Source organism: Allosaccharopolyspora coralli, assembly GCF_009664835.1.
Lineage (GTDB): Bacteria > Actinomycetota > Actinomycetes > Mycobacteriales > Pseudonocardiaceae > Allosaccharopolyspora > Allosaccharopolyspora coralli.
Genome location: NZ_CP045929.1, coordinates 40,060 through 65,844, shown reverse-complemented (window position 1 = coordinate 65,844; position 25,785 = coordinate 40,060). Strand labels below are relative to the sequence as shown.

The 25,785-nt window shown below is 69.6% G+C and carries 21 protein-coding genes and 1 pseudogene; 8 read left to right on the top strand and 14 right to left on the bottom strand.

All coding sequences use genetic code 11. From position 1 onward, the window contains the following. Positions 1-2 precede the first annotated feature (2 nt). Positions 3-1,709, bottom strand: a pseudogene (locus GIY23_RS00285) (BCCT family transporter). A gap of 998 nt (positions 1,710-2,707) precedes the next feature. Between GIY23_RS00285 and GIY23_RS00280 the strand changes: the two are divergent. Together GIY23_RS00280 and GIY23_RS00275 are read left to right on the top strand one after the other, a co-directional pair. Continuing rightward, positions 2,708-3,445: a YcnI family copper-binding membrane protein gene (locus GIY23_RS00280; protein WP_154074830.1), complete on the top strand. Its 738-nt coding sequence runs from the start codon at positions 2,708-2,710 to the stop codon at positions 3,443-3,445. After that, positions 3,442-3,975, top strand: coding sequence for a copper resistance CopC family protein (locus GIY23_RS00275; protein WP_154074829.1), 534 nt, complete (start codon positions 3,442-3,444; stop codon positions 3,973-3,975). The genes GIY23_RS00280 and GIY23_RS00275 overlap by 4 nt, the downstream gene beginning before the upstream one ends. 124 nt (positions 3,976-4,099) lie before the next feature. Here the strand turns inward: GIY23_RS00275 and GIY23_RS00270 are convergent, their stop codons facing one another. The 3 genes from GIY23_RS00270 to GIY23_RS00260 form a co-directional block, all read right to left on the bottom strand. After that, entirely contained in the window at positions 4,100-4,348 is a 249-nt protein-coding gene (locus GIY23_RS00270) for a hypothetical protein (RefSeq protein ID WP_228717461.1), read from the bottom strand. Positions 4,349-4,576: 228 nt separating this feature from the next. Further along, entirely contained in the window at positions 4,577-5,464 is an 888-nt protein-coding gene (locus tag GIY23_RS00265; RefSeq protein ID WP_154078491.1) for a phosphotransferase enzyme family protein, read from the bottom strand. A 210-nt stretch (positions 5,465-5,674) separates the two neighbouring features. Further along, a complete protein-coding gene (locus tag GIY23_RS00260; RefSeq protein ID WP_154074828.1) occupies positions 5,675-7,051 on the bottom strand; it encodes a helix-turn-helix domain-containing protein in 1,377 nt (458 codons plus the stop codon). Between the two features lie 289 nt (positions 7,052-7,340). On the opposite strand from GIY23_RS00260, the gene GIY23_RS00255 reads away from it, so the two are divergent. Then, positions 7,341-7,550 carry a hypothetical protein gene (locus tag GIY23_RS00255; protein WP_154074827.1) on the top strand — a complete coding sequence of 70 codons (210 nt, stop codon included), beginning with the start codon at positions 7,341-7,343 and terminating at the stop codon, positions 7,548-7,550. 13 nt (positions 7,551-7,563) lie between these two features. After that, complete coding sequence (locus tag GIY23_RS00250; RefSeq protein ID WP_154074826.1) at positions 7,564-7,902, top strand: hypothetical protein; 339 nt, start codon at positions 7,564-7,566, stop codon at positions 7,900-7,902. Positions 7,903-8,263: 361 nt separating this feature from the next. Here GIY23_RS00250 and GIY23_RS00245 read toward each other — a convergent pair whose 3' ends face one another. Then, on the bottom strand, positions 8,264-11,356 hold the full coding sequence (locus tag GIY23_RS00245) for an L-tyrosine/L-tryptophan isonitrile synthase family protein (RefSeq protein WP_228717460.1): 3,093 nt from the start codon (positions 11,354-11,356) through the stop codon (positions 8,264-8,266). Positions 11,357-11,893: 537 nt separating this feature from the next. On the opposite strand from GIY23_RS00245, the gene GIY23_RS00240 reads away from it, so the two are divergent. Beyond that, positions 11,894-12,544 carry a TetR family transcriptional regulator gene (locus GIY23_RS00240; RefSeq protein WP_407646807.1) on the top strand — a complete coding sequence of 217 codons (651 nt, stop codon included), beginning with the start codon at positions 11,894-11,896 and terminating at the stop codon, positions 12,542-12,544. Here the strand turns inward: GIY23_RS00240 and GIY23_RS00235 are convergent. Next, positions 12,514-13,725: an amino acid deaminase/aldolase gene (locus tag GIY23_RS00235; RefSeq protein WP_154078489.1), complete on the bottom strand. Its 1,212-nt coding sequence runs from the start codon at positions 13,723-13,725 to the stop codon at positions 12,514-12,516. The two genes, GIY23_RS00240 and GIY23_RS00235, sit on opposite strands and share 31 nt — an antisense overlap. A 239-nt stretch (positions 13,726-13,964) precedes the next feature. Here GIY23_RS00235 and GIY23_RS00230 point away from each other — a divergent pair, with 239 nt between their 5' ends. Next, entirely contained in the window at positions 13,965-15,302 is a 1,338-nt protein-coding gene (locus GIY23_RS00230) for a D-arabinono-1,4-lactone oxidase (RefSeq protein ID WP_154074825.1), read from the top strand. 86 nt (positions 15,303-15,388) lie between these two features. On the opposite strand, the gene GIY23_RS00225 is transcribed toward GIY23_RS00230, so the two are convergent. The 8 genes from GIY23_RS00225 to GIY23_RS00190 all read right to left on the bottom strand — a co-directional run bounded on the left by GIY23_RS00225 (position 15,389) and on the right by GIY23_RS00190 (position 23,489). Further along, positions 15,389-16,048: an SDR family oxidoreductase gene (locus GIY23_RS00225; protein ID WP_154074824.1), complete on the bottom strand. Its 660-nt coding sequence runs from the start codon at positions 16,046-16,048 to the stop codon at positions 15,389-15,391. Positions 16,049-16,086: 38 nt separating this feature from the next. Continuing rightward, positions 16,087-16,716: a hypothetical protein gene (locus GIY23_RS00220; protein ID WP_228717756.1), complete on the bottom strand. Its 630-nt coding sequence runs from the start codon at positions 16,714-16,716 to the stop codon at positions 16,087-16,089. Positions 16,717-17,081: 365 nt separating this feature from the next. Next, the gene (locus tag GIY23_RS00215; protein ID WP_154074822.1) at positions 17,082-17,861 is read right to left on the bottom strand and encodes an IclR family transcriptional regulator; all 780 of its coding nucleotides are present in this window, start codon (positions 17,859-17,861) and stop codon (positions 17,082-17,084) included. An 84-nt stretch (positions 17,862-17,945) separates the two neighbouring features. Next, positions 17,946-19,280, bottom strand: coding sequence for a 3-carboxy-cis,cis-muconate cycloisomerase (gene pcaB, locus GIY23_RS00210; RefSeq protein WP_228717459.1), 1,335 nt, complete (start codon positions 19,278-19,280; stop codon positions 17,946-17,948). A 160-nt stretch (positions 19,281-19,440) separates the two neighbouring features. Then, entirely contained in the window at positions 19,441-20,409 is a 969-nt protein-coding gene (locus GIY23_RS00205) for a ferritin-like domain-containing protein (protein ID WP_154074821.1), read from the bottom strand. A gap of 415 nt (positions 20,410-20,824) precedes the next feature. Next, a complete protein-coding gene (locus GIY23_RS00200) occupies positions 20,825-21,643 on the bottom strand; it encodes an NmrA family NAD(P)-binding protein (RefSeq protein ID WP_154074820.1) in 819 nt (272 codons plus the stop codon). Between the two features lie 11 nt (positions 21,644-21,654). Further along, positions 21,655-22,485 carry an ABC transporter permease gene (locus GIY23_RS00195; protein WP_154074819.1) on the bottom strand — a complete coding sequence of 277 codons (831 nt, stop codon included), beginning with the start codon at positions 22,483-22,485 and terminating at the stop codon, positions 21,655-21,657. Further along, the gene (locus GIY23_RS00190; protein ID WP_154074818.1) at positions 22,482-23,489 is read right to left on the bottom strand and encodes an ATP-binding cassette domain-containing protein; all 1,008 of its coding nucleotides are present in this window, start codon (positions 23,487-23,489) and stop codon (positions 22,482-22,484) included. The genes GIY23_RS00195 and GIY23_RS00190 overlap by 4 nt, the downstream gene beginning before the upstream one ends. Before the next feature lie 160 nt (positions 23,490-23,649). Here GIY23_RS00190 and GIY23_RS00185 point away from each other — a divergent pair, with 160 nt between their 5' ends. Both GIY23_RS00185 and GIY23_RS00180 read left to right on the top strand, forming a co-directional pair. Beyond that, on the top strand, positions 23,650-24,417 hold the full coding sequence (locus tag GIY23_RS00185; protein WP_154074817.1) for a TetR/AcrR family transcriptional regulator: 768 nt from the start codon (positions 23,650-23,652) through the stop codon (positions 24,415-24,417). 178 nt (positions 24,418-24,595) lie between these two features. Next, on the top strand, positions 24,596-25,768 hold the full coding sequence (locus GIY23_RS00180; RefSeq protein WP_154074816.1) for a macrolide family glycosyltransferase: 1,173 nt from the start codon (positions 24,596-24,598) through the stop codon (positions 25,766-25,768). Positions 25,769-25,785 lie beyond the last annotated feature (17 nt).

Sequence of the window (25,785 nt, the reverse complement as noted above, 5' to 3'; positions counted from 1 at the left end):
GATTACTGGTTCCCGTCCGTGGACCGGGACGCGGCGGTCGCACCGGCCTGACCGTTGCCGGTGACCTGGGCTTCCTCGACGACCTGCCCGTTCTCGGTGACCTGGGCTTCGACCTGCCCGTTCGGCGAGGCGTCCTCGTCGTCGGTCGACTCGGCGGGGGTGACCTCCAGCTGGAAGTCGCCCTCGTGCTCCTCGACACCGGTGATGACGGCCTGCTCCAGGACCTCGTACCCCTTCTCCTCCCGGAGGGTGATCGGGTCGTTGCGCAGGTCCTTCATGAGCGCGAAGCACATGATCACCATGACGATCGCGAACGGTAGTGCCCCGAGGAACGTCAGGTTCTAGACACCGGACAAGGCGTCCTCACCGCCCCCGCCGATCACGAGCATGACGGCGGCCACGGCACCGGTGGCGGCACCCCAGAAGATGACGATCCACCGAGCGGGCTCGATCGAACCGCGCTGCGAGAGCGTGCCCATGACCACCGACGCCGCGTCCGCACCGGACACGAAGAAGATCGCCACGAGGATCATGACGATCACGGAGGTGATCGTGGTCAGCGGCAGATTCTCCAGGAGGGTGAAGGTCTGCGCCTCCGCCTCGCCCGTGCCGTACGGGTTCTGCCCCGCCTGCTGGCTGTTGATGGCCGCGCCGCCGAAGATCGCGAACCACACGAGGCTCACGACGCTGGGCACCAGCAGCACACCACCGACGAACTGGCGGATGGTGCGGCCCCGGCTGATCCGGGCGATGAACATGCCGACGAACGGCGTCCAGGAGATCCACCAGGCCCAGTAGAAGATGGTCCAGCTCTGCAGCCAGGTGTCCATCTCGTCGCCACCGGTCGCACCGGAACGCGAGGCCATCTCGCCGAAGTCACGCAGGTAGTCGCCGATGGCGGTCGGCACCAGGTTCAGGATGAACACCGTCGGGCCGACGACGAAGATGAAGATCGCCAGCACGGCCGCCAGCACCATGTTGATGTTCGACAGGTACTGGATGCCCCGCGCGACGCCCGAGACCGCGGACAGGATGAAGCAGATCGTCAGCACGACGATGATCCCGACGAGCAGGGCGATGCCGGCGCCGCCGATCCAGCCTGCTTCCTCCATGCCGGTCTTGATCTGCAGGGTGCCGATACCCAGCGACGCGGCCGACCCGAACAGGGTGGCGAACAGCGCCAGGATGTCGATCATCTTGCCGAGCGGACCCTCGGCGTTGCGCTTGCCGATCAGCGGCAGGAACACCGCGCTGATCAGCTGCTTGCGCCCCATGCGGAAGCTGCCGTAGGCGATCGCGAGACCCACCACGGCGTAGATGGCCCACGGGTGCAGCGTCCAGTGGAACAGCGACGTCGCCATCGCCGTCTCCACGGCCTTCTCGGACTCACCCGGCACCGTGCCGGGCGGCGGGTCCACGAAGTGCGACAGCGGCTCGCTCACGCCGAAGAACATCAGCCCGATACCCATACCGGCGCTGAACATCATGGCGATCCAGGACACCGTCCGGAACTCCGGCTTCTCGCCGTCCTCGCCGAGCGGGATCTTGCCGTAACGGCTGAACGCCAGGTAGAGCGCGAAGACCACGAATCCGGTCGCGGCGAGGACGAAACCCCACCCCGCGTTCGTGACGAGCCAGGTCAGTGCGGCCGACGAGCCGTCGGTTAGCGACTGCGTCCCGAGCGCACCCCAGGCGACGATGACGAACATGATCGCCGCGGTGACGCCGAAAACGATCCAGTCCGTGGAAGACTTGCCCGCGAAAGCCTTGCCTTCCGGCTCTGTGAGTTGATGACCCGGATCCGGGCCACCGCTGTTCTGCTGCGATGTATCGGTCGACACAGGTTCCGGCGCCGAAAAAATCGACGCCCCCTCCTCTCCGTCTTCAGTCACCACGGCCGGAAGCTTTTCCTCCGCTGTCACGCACCCCGCGTGACGCCTCGACCGTGTGCGACTCGTAAACCGTGACCCTTCACGCGAATCAAGGCAAGTACACCTCGGTCCGACGTGCCCGAACCGACACCTAGACTCGGTGGCTGTGACCACCCGGACCACTCCCACCCGCGGCGCTCTGCGCGTCGTGCGGGGAGTCGGTCTGGCCACCACCGCGGCGTCACTGTCCGTAGCGGGTCACGCCGCAGCTGGCGGGGCGTTACCCGATCCGGGCACCACAGTCGCGGTCACGGCATTACTCGCCGGTGCCGGTGTGGGACTCGCCGACCGTCGGCGAGGGCCCTGGGCCATTGTAGGGGCCCTGTCGCTGAGCCAGTTCGCACTTCACCTGTTTCTCCAACTCGCGGGGTCTCACCAGGGACAAGCCCACGCGATCGGCCCCTCGTTCGACCCGGCGACGATGATCGCGGCACACGTTCTCGCGGTGGCCGGGACGGGGCTGCTGCTGGGACGCGCGGAAGCGGCCGTATTTCTGCTGACAGCCCTCTGGAATCGGATCCTTCCTCGCAAACCGGACCGTTTCCCATTCCTCGCCCCACTGCGCGTGATTTGTCCGACTCCGGTCACGTTACGTACGCGCGCACAATTGACGGTGCGACGGATTCACGGACTCCGCGGGCCGCCGGTCTTCTCCGACTGATCATTTCGCGAGCGACGGAACCACTCCGGTCACTCGTTTCCCTTTCGTCATCCGTTCGATGTTGGACAGCGATCCCTGTCCGGACACCGCACGGACCACTCCAGGAGAAGAATCGATGCCTCGCTCCCTCGCGCGGACCGCCGCCGTGGCGGCCGCCGCCGGACTCACCGCGCTGCTCGGCGCCGGGACCGCCTCGGCCCATGTCACGGCGAATCCCGACACCGCCACCCAGGGCTCCAGCGCGACCTTCGCGCTCCGCGTCCCCAACGAACGCCCCCAGGCGGGCACCACGAAGGTCACCCTGCGGCTGCCCGCCGACCAGCCGATCAGCACGGTCTCCACCTCTCCCGTGCCCGGCTGGGACATCTCGGTGAACTCCGAGAAGCTGCCCGAGCCGGTCGACTACCAGGGACAACGGCTCACCGAGACGGTGCGCAGCGTCACCTGGACCGCCACACCCGGCAACCGGATCGGACCCGACCAGTTCCAGGAGTTCGACCTCCGGATCGGCGACCTCCCCACCGACGCGGACACCTTCGTGATGGCCGCCGAGCAGACCTACGACAGCGGCGAGGTCGTGCGCTGGGACCAGCCCACACCGGCCGGTGGGCAGGAGCCCGCCAAACCGGCGCCGACACTCACGCTCACGCCCGGCGACGGCAGCGGTCACCACGGCTCCGGCTCCGGGGCCGGGCAGCACGGTGACGCCGAAGCCGCCTCCGCCGGTTCCGACAGCACCGCCCGGTGGCTCGGCGGTGCCGGACTGGTCGTCGGCGCGCTCGGACTCGGGCTCGGCGGCGGTGCCGTCCTGCGCAGCAGGAAGGCCGGTCGGAACGGGACGGGCGCACAGTGAGGCGCGTCGTCCCGCTGCTCGCGCTGGTCCTGGCCGCAGTGCTCGGCCCGGGCGCGGCGACCGCCCTCGCGCACAACACGCTCGTCGGTAGTGACCCCGGCGAGGGGGCGCGCCTCGACACCGCTCCCGGGCAGGTGCGGCTCACGTTCGACCAGCCGGTCCGCGTGGGCTTCAACACCGTGACCATGGTCGGCCCGGACGGGGCGCACTGGATCGACGCGGAACCGCAGGTCGAAGGATCGTCCGTGACCGCGCCCGTGGGAGAGCTCGGACCTGCGGGCACCTACACCGTCGGCTATCGGATCCTGTCCGCCGACGGCCACCCGGTCCCCGGAAAGGTGACTTTCGAGCTCACCCAGCCGGGCAACGGCTCGCCGGTTCCGGCTCCGGCGGGAGCCGAGCAGCCGACGAACCCGGACGACGCCGCGGCCGACTCCGGTGCACCGGTGTGGCCGTGGGTCGCAGGTGCCGGGGTGCTCGTCCTGCTCGGACTCGGACTCGCGCTGCGGCTCGGTAAGCCGACGTCGTGAAATCGCGGCGGGGTTCGCCTCACTCGGCGAACCCCGCCGCGATTTCGGTCCGACCGAATTCCTCGCCCGAGAAGCCCCGACTATTCCACGATACGGAATCCTCGGGTGATCGCCGAGCGGTTACCTACGCGCGGTGAGTCGCTCGCCGAACACCGGACCGGTCGTCAAGCTGAGCGATCCATCCCGCCGCGAAACGCCGGTACACCTGAGCCAACAGCACCAGCTGCGCCAACTGTTCGACCGCCCGGGGACGCACGTCCTCGGGCAGCAGCGGAACCGTCGCCACCTGGGCGTCGACCATCTCGTCCAGCATCCGCGCCGAGCGCAGCGCGCGCCGACGCCGCCAGCTCAGGGTTCGCTTCCACCGCCGCACGATTCCTGGTCCTCGCCACTGGGTTCACGATCGATGCACACGGTCTACCCCTCGAACGAGGCCGCCGTCACCAGCGATGACGCTCCGATCGCGACATCAGCCCACAATTTCGCCCGGACGGACGCGTCCATTCGGGGCACGGTCGCGACCGACCGCCCTCTTGATCACGCTGCGCCATCGGTTTTCCGTAGCTCAGGGGTGCGCGGATCGCCCCGAACGCCCTCGAATCTAGTGGTAAGCGGTCCATCGCTCGTCATCGTCGCGGCGGCGCAACGAACTCAACCGGCGCCGCAACTCACCCCGGATCCGGGGATTACTCCGCAAGATGGGCAACACACTCATCGTGATCTTCAGTTCCCGCAGGTCCCGCAACACCGCGAACCCCGGCCACGACGTGACGTCGACACCGTAGGAGTCGACGAGCTGCTCGTAGCGCTCCGGCGAATGCCCCAGGCGCAGCCTGCCCACCGCCATCGGGGTCAGATCCCACTCCGGTGGACCGACACACAACGAGTCCAGGTCGCAGAACACCGGACCGCCCGGACCGGCGATGAGGTTGCCGAGGTGCGCGTCGCCGTGCACGACCGACCGGGGCAACGGGAAATCCAGCGCCGCCAGCCGCCGCTCGACCTCGTCGCAGCGTTGCTGCAGGAAATCACGGTCCGCGACGTCGAGCTGCTCGGCATCCCGCAGCCTCCTGCGCACGTCCGCCATCGGATTCCAGCTCGGCAGGTCCCCGGGCACGGGCATCGCATGCACCCGGCGCAACAGCGCGCCGAGATCCGCTCCCGTCGGCTGCGGACCCGCATCCGGGACCGCCTCCCACAACGTCGCCAAATGGCCCGCGGCGCGCACCGGCTGACACAGGCCGGGCAACAACCGCGTCGCCGGAATCTCGTACTCGGCCAGCAACCGCCCCGCGCGCACCACGTGCTCCGCGCGGTAGGAGAACGACGGCGCCAGCACGATCCGCACCACCACCGGGTGCTCACGCAGCAGGAACACACCGTTGTTGACGAACCGCAGCAGGCGGGCGCCGCGCGGGTCGAGACCCGCCGTCCGGCAGATCTCGGCCAGCGCCAGCGCCAGCTTCGGCCGCGTGTACCGGCCGTCCATCGCGTGTCCGGGCATCATCGTTCCGGTCGTCATCACACACTCCCCGGTCCGCGCTCGCCCGCCGGAACGGACGCAGCGCCGAGGCTGGTCCCCGGTTCGCCTCAGAGCGCATTGTCGAACTTGGGCAAGTGGTCCATGACCGGAGCCCTCACGCTGCTCAGGCTGAGCACGTGAGAGGCGTGCCCTCACCGCCAGTTCCCGAACGCCCTGTCAGGCCTCGCGGAACCGGCGGATCTCCTCGGCGAGATCCCGGGCGTCCGAGTTCATGCGGTGCTTGCCCGCCTCGATCTGCAACGGCTTGAGCCGGTCGGCAACCCGGGCGGACCGGACGTTCTCGCCGATGGTGAGCGCGTTGCGGCCCACCTTGATCCCCTGCTGCAGGTCACCGGCACGGATGTGGTTCGTGGCCTGCAGACTCAAACCGAACACGTGCGTGCGTTGCATGTCCGCGCCGTAGGCCTCGTTGCACTTGATGGTCTCCGCCACGGCGATCGGCGCGTACTTCTCCGGGTTGAACACCGCCAGCGCGTCGTTGGCCGAGCCGATCATGCCGTGCAGGTCGTTGACGTTGAAGAACCGCACCCAGTCCGGCGCCTCGGCCGGATCGGCCCGCGCGAACTCGTCCTTGGTCCGTCCCACCATCTTCTGCACCTGGTCGGGGCGGTCGAGCATTCCGTACGCCCACGCCTCGTTGGCGCACAGCACGGCCGTGGTCAACGCCGAACCGGACTCCTGGGCGGCGATCTGTCCCAGCTGGAACAGCTTCAGCGCCTCGTTCGGCTCCTCGTGGTGCAGGTAAACGCGCCCCATCCGGTACAACACGCTCGCGACGAGACTCTCGTCCCCTGCCTGCTTCGCGAACTCCAGCGCCTTACCGAAATGGCCTCGCGCCGGGTCGAGCAGGCCCGTGTCGAACGACGTCCAGCCCGCGAGGCTCTGCATGTCGGCCAAGGACACGAAGAGTTTCCGCTTCACGGCTTCGCTGGCCGTGGCGTCGAGCAGCTGCTGCGCCCAGGACAACTGGGCCACCACCGCGTCCCTGCAGGTCCCGCCGCCGTAGCGGTAGTCGAGATCGCGCAACGCCTTGGTGGTCGCCTGAATCTGCTGCACATCGCTCATCCCGATGTTCGCGGGGGCGGGCGTGCGGACATCGTCCTGCGGGATCCAGGTGGTGCCTTCCTCCTTCCCGAACACGGCGGCGCCCATCGTGACCGCCGCGGCATGGGACAAGAACTTCCGACGCTTCACCGACTCGTCCTCCTCAGCCTGGGGACCGCTGGTCGCGTTCGCGACCCGCACGGCCGTCGCCCCGTCGTAGGCGAGGCCCATGTAGCCCCTCGGAATGCCGAGCCCGTCGGCGATGCGGGCCAGCACGTCATACGCCATGACTTGCCGACCCTTGAGGATCTCGGACACCTCGGACTGGGACTGGCCGGTGGAGGCCGCGATCTGACGTTGCGAAACGCCGACCTTCCGCAGTTGGCGGTAGATCTCGCTGATGTTCCGCTCGGACAGCGCCTCCCGCATCTCCCGGCCGTTCCACACGTCCGGCGTAACAGGCGAGCCGCCGGTCACGATGGTGTTCATTGGACCCCCTCACGCTCTGACGGGCGTCGGTCGAAGAGTAAGCGCACTCCCGCACGCCGGTGAAGTGCGCATCTGTCGAGGTGATCGGTGAGGGTGAAGTCCCCCGACCGTTCGTCGTGGCGGTCGGCCCGGTCACCGGGTTGCGACTACCGAGATCGGTCCGCCGGGCTCCAATGTAGTCATCGGTAAGCAATCAGGTACGGAGAGGAACCCGACGATGCACCGCTTCCTCCGGCAGGGCCGCGGTGGGACGCACGAGGAATCGCCCGACACCCCGAAGGCGGCCCCCGTGCGAACCCCACTCACCGCGGAGCCCGATCGCCGGTGGACGTGGGAATTCCGGGACCTGTCGCACGCACGCCGCGACCTCTCCGTACTGGCCGACCGGGACAGGGTGGTTCTCGCAGGACCGCCCGGCGACGCCGCAGTGCTGTCGTCCGACGCCGTCGGACGACTGAGTTCGGCACTCCGCGCCGCCGCAGAGCAGGCGAGAAAGTGACGGTGACGTTTCGGTGGACGAGATACTGGGACAGGTGCTGCGTAAGGCGGTGTGGGAACGGCTCGATCTGCTCAGCGAGCTGGCGCACCGCGCGGACGCTCCGTCCCTGCTCTCCGTAGCGCGTTCCGAGATCCCTCGGCTGACCGAGGGCTGGCGGACGCTGCTGGCCGCTCACGAACCGGACAGCCGAGACCACTGCCCGGAGTGCTCGACCCGCTGGCGCCCTCAGAAAGCACCGTGTTCGGTGTGGCGCTCGGCTTACGAGCACCTGGTGGCCGGGGGTCTCGCACCTCGTCCCGGACGGCACCAGCGACCCGCGCACCCGGTGCGCGCGGCGGCGCCGGTGCCGTAAGCCGGCGGTCTCGGTCCCGGAACATCCCCGATCCGGAACCAGACCGAGTCACCGCCTCGGGTGGCCGCCGGCCGGTCTCGTGTGATCCCCCGACCACGACGAGCCCGGCCGTCGGCCCCCACCACAACTTCACAGTCTCCTCCGGTGCTTCGCGCCGGACCTTGGACATCCGCGGGCCGGCACCGCCCTCCCCTCCCCCGAACGGTGTCGGTTCGCGGATCCCACTCTCCGCGCATCCGGTGCGTCCGTCGCGCGGCACGACCCCGCCCGTCCCCCCGAACGGCGCGGGGTCGTTTCTTGAGGCGAACGGCACGTTCGCCCCACGAGACGAGGCGAAAGTGCCGTTCGCCTCGTCTCCGAGTTACTTGCGGCGGAGGCGGGGGACCACGGCGGAGTCGAGGGCGAGTCCGCCTCCGGGCTTCGGGTGGGTGTGATCGGCGGGGACCATCGCCCAGGGTTGCCGCGGACCGAGCAGGTCGGAGTAGACCGGGACGAATCCCTGGTCGAGCAAGGAGACCGCGAAGTCGACGGCGACGTGCCCGCGCGGGTCGACGACGCCGGTGCCTTGCCACGGCAGAAGTCCCGACCCGCCGAGGTAGGTGAACCCGCACCTGCCGGGAAGTGCCGCGCTGACGGTGAGCCGGACACGGTGGTCGAACATCTGCTCGTAGCCGAGTTCCTCGTCGACGCGCAGAGTGGCGAGGTAGCGGACGACGGTGTGCCAGGCGCGGCGCAACACCGCGGCCCGGGCACTGCGCACTTCGGCGGGCACGCGTCCGCTGGTGAGGTCGTAGAGGTCGCTGAACACGCGCACGGACCAGCTGATCGGGTCGGTCCCCCGCGGCTGGGGAACGGGTACGGAGTACACGACCGACATCAGCATGTCCCGGAACATCGCCAGCGACCGGCCGAGGGCCTCGGAATCGGGGCCGGGCGGCGGTGTTCTGGTGACAACGGCTTCCAGTGTCCGCAGTGGACGATCGGTGATGTCGAGATCGTCGACGGTCTCGTACAGGCGCGCCACGAGGTGCGCGATGCGCGCGGGCCGCCGGGCGACGGCGTCGACGCCGAGCGAGTCGCGCGCGACGTCGTCGATCGGACGGAGGGTGGTGCGGTCGTCGATCCCGGCAAGTCGCAGGTAGCGGCGGAGCTGGTCGGTGTAGGCGTCGGTGAGTGCGGCGGGCCGGGGCCGGAAGTGCCTGCCGTCGGTGAGGATGTGCAGGTGGATTCCCGGCGGGTGCACGGCGCTGACGGCGCGGTCGAGTTCGCGGAGCCGGACGAACGCGCCGAGCTCGGCGAGATCGGGCAACGGGCCCAGGGCTTTGAGCCGGTTGAGGCACTGTTTGACGGGAAATCCGAGCACGACGACGTTGATGGGTTCGCCCGCGCGCACGGGCACGTGGGCGTCGCGACGGAGGTCGTCCGGCCGGTAGTGCGAGCGCGATCCCTTGAGGAACTGCTTGCGGGTGAGCACGTGGTGCACCGCGCGCAGGGTGCTGTCGGTGTCGTCGCCGTCGGGTCCGTCCGGCTGGTGGAGGCGACGGGCGTTGCCGGCAGTGCGTTCGGCGGCCCGGTCGGTGTCCGCCAGAATCTGCTCCACGAAGGACAGAGACTCGTCGTGGTCGAGGTGCACGGTGAACCGTCGCGCGATCTTGCCGGTGCGTAACTGCCCGACCTGGAGTTCTTCCAGGGAATGCGCGTGCGAGAGCGCGGGACCGGTCGTGTTGCGACGCCCGAGCCTGCGCGGTGAGGTCTCGAAGCTGCTGATCACACCCGCTCCGTCCGGGGTCGGTTCCCCCGGCGGACGTTCCGTGGCGAAGCCGTCGATCTCGACGGCGACGCAGCGGGCGCCCGGGTACGCCTCGGCGAGCGCACGGCGGTTCGCGGCGAGGTCGTCGAAGACCGCCACGACGTCGAGGGGTCCCTGCCCACGCAGCAGTTCGACCTTCCGTTCCGCGGCGGGCCGGTCGTCGTCGGGCACGGACAGCACGCTCGCGTCGGGAACCCCGGACTCCGCGAGGACGGTTTCGACGTGCTCGCCGAGTCGTTCCGGGGCGCAGAAAAGCACCCGGCCACCGGCGTCGAGAACGTCCCAGACGAATCGGGCCACTCCCGGCACGACCGACTCGGGTTCCGGACGATCCCGGGCCCGGTCGAAGGCGTGGCCGAACTCGACCCGGAGCGCTTCCCAGTCGACGTCCGGATACCGACCTCGTAGTTCCGTGCCGTCGAGGAAGCTGTCCCATGTGGACGAGACGGTCGTGGGCCACGTCGGCAGCGTGTCCGGAGCGGCCAGTTCGGGGATACCGCGCGGCGCACCGCTTCTCGGGCCGGAGATCGCGGTCGTGGCTTCCCGCGTCGGCTCCACCGGCACGAGCGAGCACTGGTCGACGTCGACCACGACGGTCGGCCGGGGCCGCTCTGGATGCCACCGTCGCACCCGGGTGCGGTCCTGCACGGTGCGCAGGACCGCTTTGAGCAGGTCGTCCTGCTCATCGGTCACGCAATGCGCGTGCTCGCGCAGCGGGTGGTCCCCTCGGAGCAGCTTCGCCGTGCCCGACCGCAGGTAGCGGAATTCCTGGGCGAACACCTCGTCGGCGGCGGCGCGCACGTCCTGACCGTAGGTCTGCCCGAACGACTCCGTCAGCGTCGCCACGGTGGCAGCGAGCGAGGTCGCCGCCGCGGCCGGGCTCGCGTCGGCGAGCGCGCGCGGAGTGAGCACGACCCTCCCGGTGCTCTGCAGTTCGGTGGTGAGTTCGTAGCCGATGCCGCGGAGCTCGCCGAGCGCGATGCCGTGATCGTCGAGTGCGGTCCGGAAGATGCGGACGAGCGGGCGGACGACGTACTCCAGGAAGTGGCCGAGTGGATGCTCGCGGTGTTCGTCGCGGTGTTCGACCACCTCACCGAGCAGGCCTTTGCCGCGCTCGGGGCCGCCCGTGACGAGAGCGGCCAGGTCGACGATGACGGTGCCGCCGGGGTGCATGGGATGAACCGGCGCAGGCTCCAGCGCTGTCTCGGACCAGCGCAGTGCGCAGTGCATCCGGAGGGCCGGGTCGGCGTGCACGGCGGATTGCAGTACCTGCCACCGGGTGTGCAGGTCGCCGGTGCGGACGGCGTCGAACCGGGGCGTTCGTCCGAGACGCACGGCCGCCGAGAGCCGTGCGAGCCAGTGTGGATCGTGACGCGCCCGGCGCCGGCGCAGCCGGGCGAGAACCCGATGCAGGTCCAGCCAGGTCGGTTCCTCGCCGAGCGGCACGCCACGGCCTGCTCCGTCCAAGCGGAGTCCGGCGGCGGTCCGGGTCAGTCGCAGGCCGTACCCGCCGTCGCTCAGCAGCCGTTCGGCGTCGTGAGGATCCAGCGGGGCGTCGAGCACGAGCCTGGGGAGCCGAGGTTGCGGAGGGCTGCAGTCGGTCGCGACCTCCCGCGCGAACGCGGCGCCCGGATGCGTCTTCACCGGAACACGGTGCGACTGCCGACGGACCGTGCGGGAGGGGCCGAGTCGGTACAGGGTTCGGCCGGACAACCGGCATGGTCACGAGTGATCAGCCCCGGCGAGGTGAGGACCCCAACGCCGCGAGGCACGAACTGGGGCGACGGTCCTGGACCACACACCCAAGTTCCCAGATGCCCTCTCAGTCCGTTACTCACCATGATCCCTCGACCCCGCTCCGACTACACCGACGTCACGCTAGATAGTGACCTTGTGCGCCTGCAACGTGACAGAGCGCATAGGTTTGATGCGGTCACACGAGCCAACCAGCGTGGGCACCGGGGAACGCGACCCCGAAATCGCTGCTCGCGACGACCGTGACAGGCTCCGTGGTCATCTCGTCGGAACACTGACCGTCCGGCTGACACGCGATCGGCATGTCCGCACAGCGGAAGAAACGCGATCACGCGAAACTGGACGGACTGATCGTTCCGGCCCACCCCGAGGGGAGTCGCGGTCGTGGTCAGCACCAGCAACGGCGGACAGGATCAAGGAGGCCACGTGCCCACCGAAGTAGCCCCCCTGCGGCGCAAGCCCGTCCAGCAGCGCAGCGCTCAGCGGGTGGAGAAGATGTTGACCGCCTGCGCCGAACTCGTCGACGAAGTGGGCTACGACGGCCTGACCACGACGCTGATCGCCGAGCGGGCCGGAGTCGCCGTCGGCTCGCTGTATCAGTTCTTCCCCGACAAGCGCGCGGTCGTCCAGGAGCTCACGCTGCGCAACCTCGACCGGTTCATGTCGATGCTCGCCGACCGGTTCGAGGGCGCGCACTGGGCGCACTGGTGGGACGCCGTCGACACGGTCTTCGAGGTGTACATGACGATGCACCGGGAGGCGCCCGCGTTCAGCCGCCTGCACTTCGGCGACGTCGTGGACCTGCGCCTGCTCGACGAGACCAAGGACAACAACGCGGTGATCGCGGACAAGCTCACCACGTTCATCGGCGGCGAGTTCGGGATGGACCTCGATCGGCTCGCCACCCCGCTGTCGGTGGCGGTCGAGGCGGCGGACGCGGTGCTGCACATGGCGTTCCGCAACGACTCGAACGGTGATCCTGCACTGGTCGCCGAGGCGCGCGAGCTGGTGCGCGGCTACCTGTCCAGCAGATTGGGCGACGAGCCTCAGCCGAACGACCTGCCCTCGCCCCGATAAGTCGGCACCGAGTCGAGGAGTCTGCCGTCGTCGACGAGGTGGTAGTCGAGGAAGCGCTCGGCGAGCTCGCCGCCCTTGGCGTGCCGGAACCAGACGCGGTCCCCGAGCCGGAGCTCGTCGGCGCCCGGGCCGACGACCGGCGTCTGCACTTCCCCGGCACCCTCGATCCTGGTGAGCCGCAGGCCCGGGTCGACGGGGCGGGGTTGCCGGTCGGCACCGATGGCGCCGGAGGCGATGTAGCCGCCCCCGTAGAGCGTGGCGGTTCCCGGCCTCGGGCGGTGCACGACGGGCAGGGCGAACTGCACGGCCGGTCGCGGGTCGAACCTGCTGTAGTCGTCGAACAGGGTCGGCCCGACGAGTCCCGACCCGGCGGCAACCTCGGTGACGGCCTGTTCAGCGACCGTGCTCTCGATACTGCCGGTGCCGCCGCCGTTGACGAACTCCACCGTGGTGATCTCCCGGACCGCGCGGACGATGGCCGCGCGGCGTTCGGCGATCTCGGTGCGGGAGCGGCTCTGCACCCAGCGCAACGCGGCGGCTTTCAGCGGCTGTTTGGCCGGGGCGTCGGCGAGTCCGGCGATCTGGCCTTCGTAGGCCATGACACCGACGAGCCGGAATCCGCGCCGGGCGACGATGCGGGTGGCCGTGTCGCGCGCCTGCGCGACGGTGTGTACCGGCGATCGGCGGGTGCCGACGTGCAGGACGTCGCGTCCGCGCAGCGGCCGCCACGACGCGTCGACCTCCAGGCAGACACGCACTTCGGCACGCTCGGGCCCGGCCGCGGCGTCGATGACGTCGAGGTGTTCGGTCGAGTCGACCATGACGGTGATGGCCGCGGCGGCTCCGCGGTCGGTGGCGAGGTCGCGGAGGGCTACGCGGTCGACGCTCGGATACGCGACGACGAGGTCGTCGCTCACGCCTACCCGGTAGAGCCAGAGCGCCTCTTCGAGGCTGTAACACAGCAGCCCGGAGTAGCCCGGCGATTCGAGCGCCTTGGTGATCAGGGATCGGCACCGGACGGACTTCGTGACCAGCCGGATCGGGGTGCCTCGGGCGCGCCGGGCGAGGTCGGCGGTGTTGGCGCGGTAGGCGGCGAGGTCCACCGCGGCGAACGGCGCGTCGAGGTGCCGGGTCGCCGTGTCGAGGCCGGCGTCGGGTGATCGTCGGGGCTGCTCGGACACGCGGGGCGCTGGGGCAGCAGCGCCCGCGACGCCACCGTGCGGGTTGGGAGCCACGTACCCACGGTAGGACCACGAGCCTTGTTATGTGAATCCAATTCACTTACTTTTTCGAGAACTCACCTGACCGGGCGTCGTCTGTTCCGGGCGAAGGATCGACGCTGCGGTCGACACCGGATCGACCGGCTACGAGCACCTCAACCGCCGGGCACGAGTCCGCCCACCGCCACCAGGGAAGGCCGATGACGGGAATTCCGAGAACACAGCGCCGTTGGACCAACTGGGCGGGCAGCGTGACCACCGATGCCGCCGCCGTCGTACGGCCTCGCGACGTCGAGGAAGCCTCGGCGACACTGCGTGCCGCCGCCCGCGACGGTCGGACTGTCCGACCACTGGGCAGCGGCCACTCGTTCACCGGCGTCGCCGCGCCTAACGGCGGCGTCGCACTCGACCTCGCACGCTGGAGCGGCATCGTGCACGCCGACCGGACCACCGGCCTCGTCACTGTGCGTGCGGGCACCCCGCTGCACCGGCTCAACGCCGAGCTCGACCAGCTCGGCCTCGCCATGGCCAACCTCGGCGACATCGACCAGCAGACCCTCGCCGGTGCCCTCGCCACCGGCACCCACGGCACCGGAGCGCGCCTCGGCGGACTCGCCACCCAGGTCGCGGCGCTCGAACTGCTGCTGCCGGACGGCACCCTGCGCACCTGTTCGGCAACAGAATCGTCCGAGCTGTTCGCCGCCGCACGCGTCGGGCTCGGTGCGCTGGGCATCGTCACCACCGTCACCCTGCGCTGCGTCCCGGCGTTCTCGCTCGCGGCCGACGAACACCCGGAACCGCTGCACGACGTGCTCGACCGGTTCGACGAACTCGCCGAGGACAACGACCACTTCGAGTTCTACTGGTTTCCGCACGGGGACCACACGCTCGTCAAGCGCAACAACCGGCTGCCCGCCGAGACGGCACCGCAGCCGCTGCACCCGGTGCGCAGCTTCGTCGAGTACCGGCTCCTGGAGAACTCCGCCTTCGGCGCCGCGTGCCGTCTCGGGCGAGCGGCACCATCCCTCGTGCGTGGACTGAACCGGGTCGGCGGCGCGACATGGTCCGCCCGGTCCTACAGCGACACCTCGCACAAGGTGTTCGTCACGCGCCGCAGCGTCCGGTTCGTCGAGACCGAGTACGCCGTGCCCCGCGAGACGCTCGTCGACCTGATCACGGAACTGCGGCAGGCGGCGCGGCGGCTGGAGAACCCGGTGATGTTCCCCGTCGAGGTCCGGGTCGCCGCGCCGGACGACATGTGGCTGTCCACCGCGCACCGCAGGCAGACCGCCTACGTCGCGGTGCACCAGTACCGGGGGATGCCGTTCAAGGAATGGTTCGACGTCCTGCAGTCCCTCGCGGGCGCCGTGGGCGGTCGCCCACATTGGGGAAAGATGCACCACCTCGACGCCGAGACGCTCCGCGAGCGCTACCCGCGCTTCGACGACTTCCGCCGCGTCCGCGCCGAAGTGGACCCCGACGGACTCCTCCGCAACCGCTACCTCGACCGCGTCCTCGGGCTCCCGGAAGAACACTGAAACTGTGCCCGGGGGGTGATCTGCGCTGGTGGTTCCGTGGCGCACGGCGCGCCGTGCCTGATCACAGGCTCAATCCGCGCGGCCGCTTACGCGAGGCTCTGCCGGACGGCTTCGGCGATGGGCGTGGGGCCGTTGACGAGTTCGACAGCGCGGCGGGCCGAGGCCGGAGTGTCCAACAAGGCCACGCAGACGGCGGCCACGTCGGCGCGGGTGACATCGTCGCGCTCGACGTTCACCCCGAGGGTGACCTTGCCCGTCGGCGCGTCGTCGGTGAGCCTGCCGGGCCGCACGATCGTCCAGCCCAACCCACGACGCCGCAGGTCCTGCTCAGCGGCACGCTTGGCGTCGAGGTAGGCGCCGAACACCTCACCGACATCCGGCGGGTTCTGTGGTTTGCCTGCGCCCATCGAGCTGATCTGCAGGAAGCGTGGCACATCCGCGCGCTCGGCGGCGTCGGCCAGCAACACCGATCCGGCGCGGTCCACACTGTCTTTGCGCTCCACCCCGCTGCCGGGTCCTGCGCCCGCCGCGAACACGGCCACGTCCGCGCCGTCGAGGTGCTCGGCGAGCCCGTCCGCGTCGAGGCTCTCCAGATCGGCGACCACCGGCTGGACACCGTCGGCACGCAAGTCGTCGGCGTGCTCGGAGTGGCGGATCAACCCGAGCACGGTCTCCGATCGCTCGGCGAGGAGCCTGCCCAGGTGGCGGGCGATCTGTCCGTGTCCTCCTGCCAGCACAACGCGCATGCCCCCACCCTAGGCACGCGGCCGCCCGCGCGCTCGGATCAGCTGCGACTCGGGGCGGGCGCCTCGGCGGTCAGCAACTGGTCGTAGACGACCTCGTTGACCCAGCGGGACACGGCGGTGTGCTCGGCGGCTGGTGCGTCCTCGAAGGACCGCCCCGCCAGTTCCACCCGCACGTCGTCGTTGTCCGCGCTGAGCACCGCGACTCCGAACTGGCGGGCGCGGATCAGGCAGCTGGACACGAAGTCCTCGCCGTCGGTGACGGCCTTGGGGACGACGATCGCGGCGTTGGTGAACCGCGCGAAGGGCACCGCGGCCGTCAGTGCGGTGCGCCAGTGCCGCGACGGCGCGAGGACGCCGGTGAGCTGCGCGGCGGGCGGCGGCACCCGGCCCTCCATCTCGGGCCACACCCAGGTGGAGATCTCGGCCCGGTCGAGCACCGGCGTGCTGCCGAGGCACAACCGTTCGGCGTGCGCCTCCGGCTGGAGTTCGGCGACGCCGACGATGCGGCGCCCGAGCAGCTTGAGCGGGGGCAGGACCGTGCCCGGCCAGTCGAGCGCCCGCGCGGAGAGCTCGGCGAGGTCACCCACGGACGTGGGCAGCGGGAAGGTCGAGGACAGGCGTGTGGAACACACCCGGATCTCGTTGTCGATCGTGGCACGTCCGGGCATTCCGGTCACGGTCGTCCGCCTCCCTCGTCTGGATCTCGCCGCGTCGGCGCTCGTCGTCGGCGCTCGCTGTCCCCAGCGGTGCTGCCGGTCCCCTGACTAAAACAGCTTTGCGGGGATTCCTCGCCGTTCGGCGGCGGGCAGTACGACCGGCGGCGTCGAGCGGTCGGTGACCGGTCGACGAGCGGTTCGGGAAGTTCAGCGCCGCTGTGCTGCCGTTCGGGTGAGAGCAGGCTCAACCATGATCAATGCTGGTCAGCGACTGCGGGATCGTCGACAGCGTGCAGCAGCGCACTCCGCGCGACCAGTCAGAGGGCATCGTGGAACGTGGGCGGGTGGCCCGGTAACGCCAGTTCCCCACTGCACTCTCAGTCGCTCGAGTCGGCGTGTTCGTGCTCGCGCATCCGCTGCTGGATCGCCTCGGCGGCGGGAAGTAGCGGACGGGCCAGCTTCGGCAGTTCGGCACGCACACTGTGCACCACCAGTCCGAGTGAAGCGACCACACCGCCGTCAGCGTCCCGGATGGGGACGGCGACCGAGCAGTTCCCGAGCGTCATCTCCTCCGAAGTCTGCGCGAACCCGCGCTGCCGGATGGCCTGGAGTTCCCGCCCGAGCCGCCCGGGCTCGACGATCGTGTACGGCGTGTGGCGGAGCAGCGCCTGCTCGCAGTACTCGTGCACCAGCGGCGCAGGCGCGTGCGCCAGCAGCACCTTGCCGACACCGGTCGAATGCAGCGGAAGCCTCCCCCCACTGCGCGAGATGATCGGCGCCGAGCGGCGGCCGGTGAGCTTTTCGACGTAGACCGCTTCGAGGCCGTCGCGCACCGCCAGGTGCACGTTCTCGCCGGTCGTCTCGTAGAGCTCCTGCATGTACGGCAGCGCCGTGCGGCGCAGTTCCGCGTGCACCGGGGCGAGCAGGCCGATCTCCCACAGCCGCAGCCCGACGGCGTAGCGCCCGTCGCCCTCGCGATTCAGCGCGCCCCACTGGACGAGCTCGCCGACCAGCCGGTGCGCGGTGGCCAGCGGGATCTCGGATCTGCGGGCGATCTCGGTGAGCGTCAGCCTGGTGTGACCGATGTCGAACGCGGTGAGCACTCCCAGGGCGCGCGCCGTCACCGACCGGCCGGGATCCCGGCTGTTGCCCGCCATGTCACCCCTTTCGCCGCGAGCGCTCGCGCGCCCTCCCCCAGCCCAGCACAGTCCGATCCGAGTTCCAAGAGCCGGACGCGGATCTCACGATGTGCAAGACCGGTGTTCGGCGAGCGCGCGATCCACGAACGCTCCCGCGGAGCCGAGGAACGACGCGGGGTCCAACGCCGCGTCGACACCGTCGGTGCCGAGCGCACCCGTCACGTCGGTGTCGTCGAGGAGGACCTCGCGCAGGTGGCGGCCTTGCTCGACGGCCTCGGCGCAAGCGTGTTCCACGCGGTCGTGAGCGGGGAGCCTGCCGAAGTGCGGGGTGAGCGCTGCGACGACGCTCTCGGCCATCACCAGCCCGTGCGTACTGTCCACATCGGAACGCATTCGGTCGGGGTGGACATTCAGTCCGCCGCAGACCTCGCGCATCGCCGCGGCGGCGCCGCCGGTGAGCCGCAGCAGTTCCCGCAGCGTCTCCCACTCCGCGTGCCACGGTCCCGCCGGCCGCGCATCCTCGGCGAGCATTCCCGCGTACAGGCTCGAGACGAGCCCCGGGGCACGATGCGCGGCGGCCGAGGTGAGCACCGAGCCGACCGGATTCCGCTTGTGCGGCATCGTCGACGACGTGCCGCGACCGGGCGCGGATGGTTCGGCCACCTCGGCGATCTCGGTACGGCCGAGAGTGACCACGTCGCGGGCGATCTTGCCGAGCGCGCCGAGGACCCGGGCGAGCGCACCGCCGAACGCGACGCTGTCACCTCGCAGCGTGTGCCACGGCACGGCGGGATCGGCAAGTTCGAGGCGACGGGCGAGCGCCGTGCGAACCTCGATCCCCGCGTCGCCGAGCGGGGCGAGCGTGCCGACCGCACCACCGAACTGGAGCGGATGATCCATTGTGGTCAGTTGCTGCAGTGCGGTGTCGACGCCGTGCATCCAGCCGGCTGCCACGCAGCCGAACGTGGTCGGCGGGCCGTGCTGACCGAACGACCTGCCCGGCAGGACGGCCTCACGGTAGTCGCCGGCCAGCCGCGCGCACGCATCGGCGACAGACCGTGCGTCGTCGAGGATCGGCCCCAGCGCGCGACGACGAACCAGCACCCCGGCGGTGTCCACGACGTCCTGGCTGGTGGCTCCGAAATGGACGGAGCGGGCCGCGTCCTCGGGAACCAGAGCCGTGAGGTCGCGGACGAGCGGAATCGCGGGGCTTCCGGAACTCGCCGCCCGCCTGCCGATCGAGGCGATGTCGAACAGGTCCGCTCGACAGTGCTCGACGACGACGTGCGCGTGCTCGGCCCGGACGAGCCCCGCCTCGGCGAGTGCTTCCGCGAGCGCGGCCTCGACGTCGAGCATCGCCTGCACCCACGCCCGGTCGTCCAGCTCGGCGGCGACGGACTCGGAGGTGAACAGCGGATCGAACAGCTCAGAGGGCATGGGCTCACTTTCGGGCAGCAGCGGACGACGGGCAAACCCCGCTCCACCGTGCGCTTCGGTGATCACCCCACGACACCCACGTTTCCGCTCACCCGAAGACCGCCGCGCCGGGTCGATCGGGGTGGCACGATGCGCCCGTGCCACCCCGGCCGACGAACGATCAGGTGTTGTCCTCGCTCATGGTGATGTCGCCGTTGACTCCGCGCGGGAAGAACCCGCCGGAGTCCGCGGCCTCGTTGGTCAGGTACACGACGTTGAGCACCTGGCCGGCGCTACGGCTGTAGGTCACGCCGAACTCGTCGGTGGGCACGATGTTCGCCCGTCCGTCGGTCTCGATGCCCTGGTCCAGATCGTCCGCACCGTCGAGGCTGTCCCGCGCGTCGGAGAGCTTCGCGGTCGCGTCGGCGTAGTTCGGACTGAGCAGGCCCGTGCCGAGCAGGCCGGTGTCCATCTCGGTCATGACCGTGCGAATGTTGGCCGCGTGGTAGGCCTCGGCGGCGAGAATGCCCGCCGCGGCTTCCAGATACGTCGCGTTGGTGATCAACGGCGCCGCGCCCTTGTAGGCGGTGACACCGACGTCTTCGAACAGGAACGCCGCGAGCAGGAAGTTTTCCTCGTTGGCGAACGCGTCGAAGGGTTCCCCCTCCTCGACCAGACCGGCCGCCTGCGCCGCCGCGGTGAAGCTGTTCTGCAGGTCGATCGGGGGCTGACCCACAGCGGCCGAACCCAACGCACTACGCAGGAACTCGACGTGCGCACGCTCGTCGGCGGCGATCTCCTCGGCGTACTGCTTGACCTTCTTGCTGCGGAACTTCACCTGCCTGCCGCCGGTGACCGGGCCGCGCTCGCCGTGGCCGCCGGTCAGCGAATCCGGCAGCGGCGCACCGTTGACGGCGAACGAGTAGAACTGGCCTTCGAGGTACTCGAGGTTCAGCGCGAAGTTGAGCACCGCCGCGTCGCTGGGCTGTTCCTGCGCCGAGGCGGCGCCCGCGAGAACGCTCGAGGACAACGCGCTCGCACCGACGACACCGAGACCGCCGATCCCGGCGGACCGCAGAAAGCGACGCCGGTCGGTCTCGTTCTCCGCGCTGCGGTTGATCATTCCCGCGATGTACTGCTTGCCGAACATGCAGACCCTCCAGGGGATGTGGCTGGCACACCGGGCCTGCGCGGTGGGCGGGGACACGAAGACCTGGTGCGGCTTGACGTGGCGGATTCGGCACCGCAGCTTCGCCCGATTGCGACAACGCCCGAGATTACTCCGAAGGAGTGATCTCGGACACGGCCGACGAGGCTCGATCCGCCCTGCCTCCCCCAGCCCCGGCCCGTCCCGCACCGCGGGGTGGCAAATTCGCGCGAATTTGCCACCCCGCCATCCACAGGGGGCGGAGTTGTCCCCACCCGACCGGGTCGGCGCCGCGGGTGGTTCGGCGGTGACGAGTTGCCGTTCGACGGTTCCGGTCGTTGTTGTCACTCGACCCGAAGGCGCGACCCCGGGTGTTGCCAAGAAGGCCCTGGTCCTCGATCGCACGTGCTCCGCGCGGTCACCCGAACGCCGAAGCGTTCTCCGTCGCCCATTCGCGGAACGTGCGGGCGGGTCGTCCGGTGACCTGTTCGACCGTCGGCTGGGGAACGACGGACGCCTCAGGAGGGTTCGTGCCGAAGCCGAGGAACACCTCCACGGTCTCGTCGTCGAAGCCCCACGCTCGATACATCGCCTCGGCCTGCTCCGCGTCGAGATCGACGACCTGCAGCTCGCGTCCGATCGCCGCCGACAGGACAGCCACCTGCTCGAACACCGTGATCGCTTCCGGGCCGGTGACGGTGTACAGCTGCCCACCGTGCTTGTCCGTGGTGAGTGCTTGCACCACCACAGCCGCGATGTCGGCTTCGTGCACGACGGTCCCCGGATTACCCGCGAACGGCTCCCGCACGAGGCCTTCGTCGCGGATCGAGTCGGCCCACCACAGGGCGTTGGACATGAAGCCCACCGGCGCGATCCTCGTCCACCGCAGCGAACTCGCTTCCACGAGCGCGTCGAACGGTCCCGAGTCGGGGCCGTCGAGCACCGTCACCGAACCGACGCCGGCTCGCTCGGCCATCGCGACGAGGCGCTCGCCGGTCCGCAACGGAGCCTGCTCGTCGCCACCGAAGGTGATGAAGTGCGCCGCGCTCACCCCGTCGAACACGCCTGTCAGCGAAGCCGGATCGGTGAGGTCGCCACGCACCACCTCGACCCCCGCCGGAAGATCGGCGCGCGACGGGTCACGTGTGAGGGCGCGGACCGGGTGCCCCGCAGCGTGCAGTTGAGCGACGACCTGCCGACCGACCGTTCCGGTCGCTCCTGTCACGAGAATGGTCATGATCTCCTCCGTCAGTTGCCGAGCTGGTGGAACTTGCGGATGGCCAGCGGCAGGAAGATCGCCGAGATGATCACCGGCCACACCAATGCCATGAGGATCGCGTTCTGTTCGATCCAGCTGTCGCCCAGCGGAGCCGGGTTGCCGAACAGCTCGCGGATCGCGTTCGCCGTCGACGAGACCGGGTTCCACATCGCGATCCAGCCGAGCCAGTCCGGCATCAAGGACGGCGGAGTGAACACGCTCGAGACCATGCCGAACGGGAACGCCACGGCGAACAGGTTGCCCGCGGCCTCCTGGTTGGGGGTAATTAGTCCTAAGTAGACACCGATCCAGATCAGCGCGAACCGCAACCACAGCAACAGACCGAACGCCGCCAGCGTGGCGAGCAACCCTCCGTCGGAGCGCCATCCGATCGCCACCGCGATCACGGCGAGCACGATCAAGTCCAGCGCCGCGTGCAGCACGTCGGAGACACCTCGCCCGGTGACCACCGCGGAGGGGGCCATCGGCATCGAGCGGAAGCGGTCGGTGACGCCCCGCTCCTTGTCGATGACCACCGACATCGCGGTGTTCATGAACCCGAACGCCATCGTCATCGCGAACATGCCGGGCATCGCGTAGGAGACGTAGTCGGTGCCGTTGCCGACGTCCATCGCACTACCGAAGACGTAGACGAACAGCAGCACCGACACGATGGGGAAACCGAGCTGCCAGGCGATCAGCGACGGTTGTTTGACGAGGTGGGTCAGGTCGCGCTGCACGATCGTCCAGCAGTCCGCCACCGCCCAGTAGGCACGGCGCGCCGGTCCCTCGTGCTCGACGCGCGGGGTCGTGGTGGTCATGCTCGGAGTCCTTCCGGAACGTTCTCGGCGACAGACGGGCCAGGGCTGTCCTCTTCGGACTCGGCGGGTCGCCCGGTCAAGCGCAGGAAGACCTCGTCCAGGGTGGGGCGACGCAGCCCGATGTCCTCGACGCGGATCCGGGCGTCCTGCAGGGTCCGAGCCACGTCGGTCAGTGCCGCGACGCGCTCGGAGACCGGTGCGTGGACGCGGAGTTCCTCGGTGTCGACCTGCGGTTCGCTCGCCGCCACCCGCGAGACGACCTGTGTCGCCGCATCGAGGTCACCCGGTTCGCACAGGACGACCTCGATGCGATCGCCCCCGATGGCGCGCTTGAGCCCGTCGGGGGTGTCTTCGGTGATCGTGCGGCCGTGGTCGATGACCGCGATGCGGTCGGAGAGTTTGTCCGCCTCGTCGAGGTAGTGCGTGGTGAGCAGCACCGTGGTCCCGGCGTCCGCGAGCTGCCGCACGGCGTCCCAGACCTCGCTGCGTCCACGCGGGTCGAGGCCGGTGGTCGGCTCGTCCAGGAACAGCACCTCGGGAGCGAGGATCATGCTCGACGCGAGGTCGAGCCGCCGGCGCATACCACCGCTGAACTTGCTCGCCTGCTGGTCGGCGGCCTCGGTGAGGCTGAACTGTTCGAGCAGCTCGTCTGCTCGGCGCCGGGCCGCGGCCCGGTCGAAGTGGAACAGCCGAGCGAACATGCGCAGGTTCTGGCGCGCGGTGAGGATCTCGTCTACCGCCGCGCTCTGACCGGTGAGGCCGATGCGGGTGCGCACCGTGCGGGGGTCCTCGTTCACGTCGGCACCGCCGACCGTCGCCCGTCCGCCGTCCATCCGGATCAGCGTCGACAGGATGCGGACCGCGGTGGTCTTGCCCGCGCCGTTCGGCCCGAGCAGGCCTTGCACGCTGCCGCGGCGGACCGTCAGATCCAGTCCGTCGAGGGCTTGTTTGGCGCCGTAGCGTTTGCGCAACCCTTCGGCGACCACGGAGTACTCCGTCCCCATTCCCCAGCTCCTTCCCCGTGTCGTCGTGACCCCGGGGGGGCCACTGGGTACACTGTACCGCGTACATCGTATCGAGTACAACGTACTCGGTATTGCGTGCGACGTCCCGAGCAGACCCGACTCGTAGAATCAGCCCCACCATGACGACGGAATCCAGCCCATGACGTCCGAACACAGCGGCAGCGGCGACCTCAACCGGAGCCTCGAGCTGCTCTGGGACGGCAAAGAACCGGCGACTCGCGGCCCGAAACCCGGCACCACGCTGAACGAGATCGTCGACGCCGCCGTCGCCCTCGCCGACCGCGACGGTCTCAGCGCCCTGTCCATGCGCAAGGTCGCCACCGAACTGGACGTCGGCACCATGACGCTGTACCGCTACGTCCCCGGCAAGGGCGAACTGCTCGACCTCATGCTCGATCGGGTGGCCCGCCTCGGCGAGGACGCCGAGCGGCAACGCGGCAAGGACTGGCGCACCACCATGGAGTTCGTCGCGCGCGGAAACTGGGAGTTGTTCTTCGAACACCCGTGGCTGCTGCAGGTCAACCAGTCACGGCCGCTGCTGGGGCCCAACGCGCTCGCCGGAATGGAGTTCGCACTCGAAGGGCTCGACGGCCTCGGACTCAGCGGCCGCGACAAGATCTCGATCCTCATGGCCGTCGAGCACGTCGTCACAGGCACTGCCCGCACCTACGTGCTGCAAAACCAGGTCATCGCCGACACCGGCATCAGCGACGAGGAGTTCTGGGCCGCACAGGTACCCATCTTGGAACGCGTCATGGGCACCGGGGACTACCCCCAACTCGCCGCACTCGACGACGACTCGTTCAGCATCGAAGCCACCGAAGCGATGGAGGTGGCGCTGCGCGCGGTCCTCGACGGCCTCGAAGGCTTCATCGCGGCCAGGAGCGCCACCGCCGGCCCGGCCTGAACACCGAGGCGAAGCGCCACGAGTTGAGCCGGGCGCCTGCGGCTTCCCGAGCTCTTCGCGGCACGCCGAACTCTTTGGCAACCCCGCATCGCCGAACGACACCCGCTGACCGACGTTCACCAGGCGCGGCACCAAATCGCGAAAGACAAGATCATCATCCAGCTTGTACGGTGATGCGGTGTCGAAGCGCCTCTTGTTCGTCGCCCTGGCCGGGCATGGCCATGTCACTCCGACGATTCCGTTGGTCGAGGAACTCGTGCGGCGCGGCCACCGGGTCGACTACGCGACCAGCAGCGAGTTCGCGGAGAAGGTGACGGAGGCTGGAGCCGAGTGGGTCGAACTGCCGGATCTCGACCCGTTTCGACCACCGGCCGACGTGGGCCCCGAGGTGATCGCACTGTGGTTTCGGCATTTCTTCGCAGCGCTGGCAGCTGTCTACCCAGTGCTGCTCGAACACTGCCAGAACCGGCGTCCGGACCTGGTCTGCTACGACGCCACCCACTGGCCGGGCCGGTTGGTGGCGGCGAAGCTGGAAATCCCGGCGGTGCGCACGGTCCCGAACCTGGCCGAGAACGAGCACTACGGCCAAGTCAGCGAAGAACTGGCCGCCGGGCTTGGCCCCGACCATCCCGAGATGGTCGCCTTCGCCAAGGACGTAGCGACGTTCGCCGCTGACCATGACGTCGAACTCGACGTCCCTGCCACCTTCGACGTCACCGAGGCGTTGAATCTGGTCTTCGTGCCGCGAGCGTTCCAACCTGCCGGGGACACCTTCGACTACCGGTTTCAGTTCCTCGGCCCCATGGTCGGGTCCCGCGCCGAGACAGAGCCGTGGTCACCGCCGGATTCACGGCGTCCGGTGCTGTACGTGTCGTTGGGGTCGATCTTCACCGACCACCCGGAGTTCTACCGGACCTGCGTCGACGCGTTCGGCGACGGTCCCTGGCAGGTCGCGATGACGATCGGCCAGACCGACCCGGCCGCGTTGGGCCCGGTGCCGGCGACGGTGGACGTGCGCCCCTGGTTCCCGCAGCCGGCGGTGTTGGCTCATGCGGCCGCGTTCGTCACACACGCCGGGATGAACTCCACAATGGAGGCACTGTCCTGCGGAGTCCCACTGGTCACACTGCCGCAGATGCCGGAACAAGCCGTCAACGCAGAACGCATCCAGCACCTCGGGCTCGGAAAACGCCTCGACACCGACACGCTCACCGCCGAGACCCTTCGGGCCACGGTCGACGAGGTCGCAGCGAACCCGGACACGGCGGCGAATCTGGAACGGATGCGCCGCGCCATCGCCGACAGCGGCGGCGCAGCTCGCGGAGCCGACCTGATCGAGACTCAGGCGTGAGCCTTTGTGGTGGCTAT

Bases quoted from the DNA above. Each gene is read 5' to 3' on its own strand.
- GIY23_RS00280 (WP_154074830.1), top strand. From the start codon at position 2,708: ATGCCTCGCTCCCTCGCGCGGACCGCCGCCGTGGCGGCCGCCGCCGGA.
- GIY23_RS00265 (WP_154078491.1), bottom strand. From the start codon at position 5,464: ATGGACGGCCGGTACACGCGGCCGAAGCTGGCGCTGGCGCTGGCCGAG.
- GIY23_RS00260 (WP_154074828.1), bottom strand. From the start codon at position 7,051: ATGAACACCATCGTGACCGGCGGCTCGCCTGTTACGCCGGACGTGTGG.
- GIY23_RS00230 (WP_154074825.1), top strand. From the start codon at position 13,965: ATGACGGGAATTCCGAGAACACAGCGCCGTTGGACCAACTGGGCGGGC.
- GIY23_RS00225 (WP_154074824.1), bottom strand. From the start codon at position 16,048: ATGCGCGTTGTGCTGGCAGGAGGACACGGACAGATCGCCCGCCACCTG.
- GIY23_RS00220 (WP_228717756.1), bottom strand. From the start codon at position 16,716: ATGCCCGGACGTGCCACGATCGACAACGAGATCCGGGTGTGTTCCACA.
- GIY23_RS00215 (WP_154074822.1), bottom strand. From the start codon at position 17,861: ATGGCGGGCAACAGCCGGGATCCCGGCCGGTCGGTGACGGCGCGCGCC.
- pcaB (WP_228717459.1), bottom strand. From the start codon at position 19,280: ATGCCCTCTGAGCTGTTCGATCCGCTGTTCACCTCCGAGTCCGTCGCC.
- GIY23_RS00205 (WP_154074821.1), bottom strand. From the start codon at position 20,409: ATGTTCGGCAAGCAGTACATCGCGGGAATGATCAACCGCAGCGCGGAG.
- GIY23_RS00200 (WP_154074820.1), bottom strand. From the start codon at position 21,643: ATGACCATTCTCGTGACAGGAGCGACCGGAACGGTCGGTCGGCAGGTC.
- GIY23_RS00195 (WP_154074819.1), bottom strand. From the start codon at position 22,485: ATGACCACCACGACCCCGCGCGTCGAGCACGAGGGACCGGCGCGCCGT.
- GIY23_RS00190 (WP_154074818.1), bottom strand. From the start codon at position 23,489: ATGGGGACGGAGTACTCCGTGGTCGCCGAAGGGTTGCGCAAACGCTAC.
- GIY23_RS00185 (WP_154074817.1), top strand. From the start codon at position 23,650: ATGACGTCCGAACACAGCGGCAGCGGCGACCTCAACCGGAGCCTCGAG.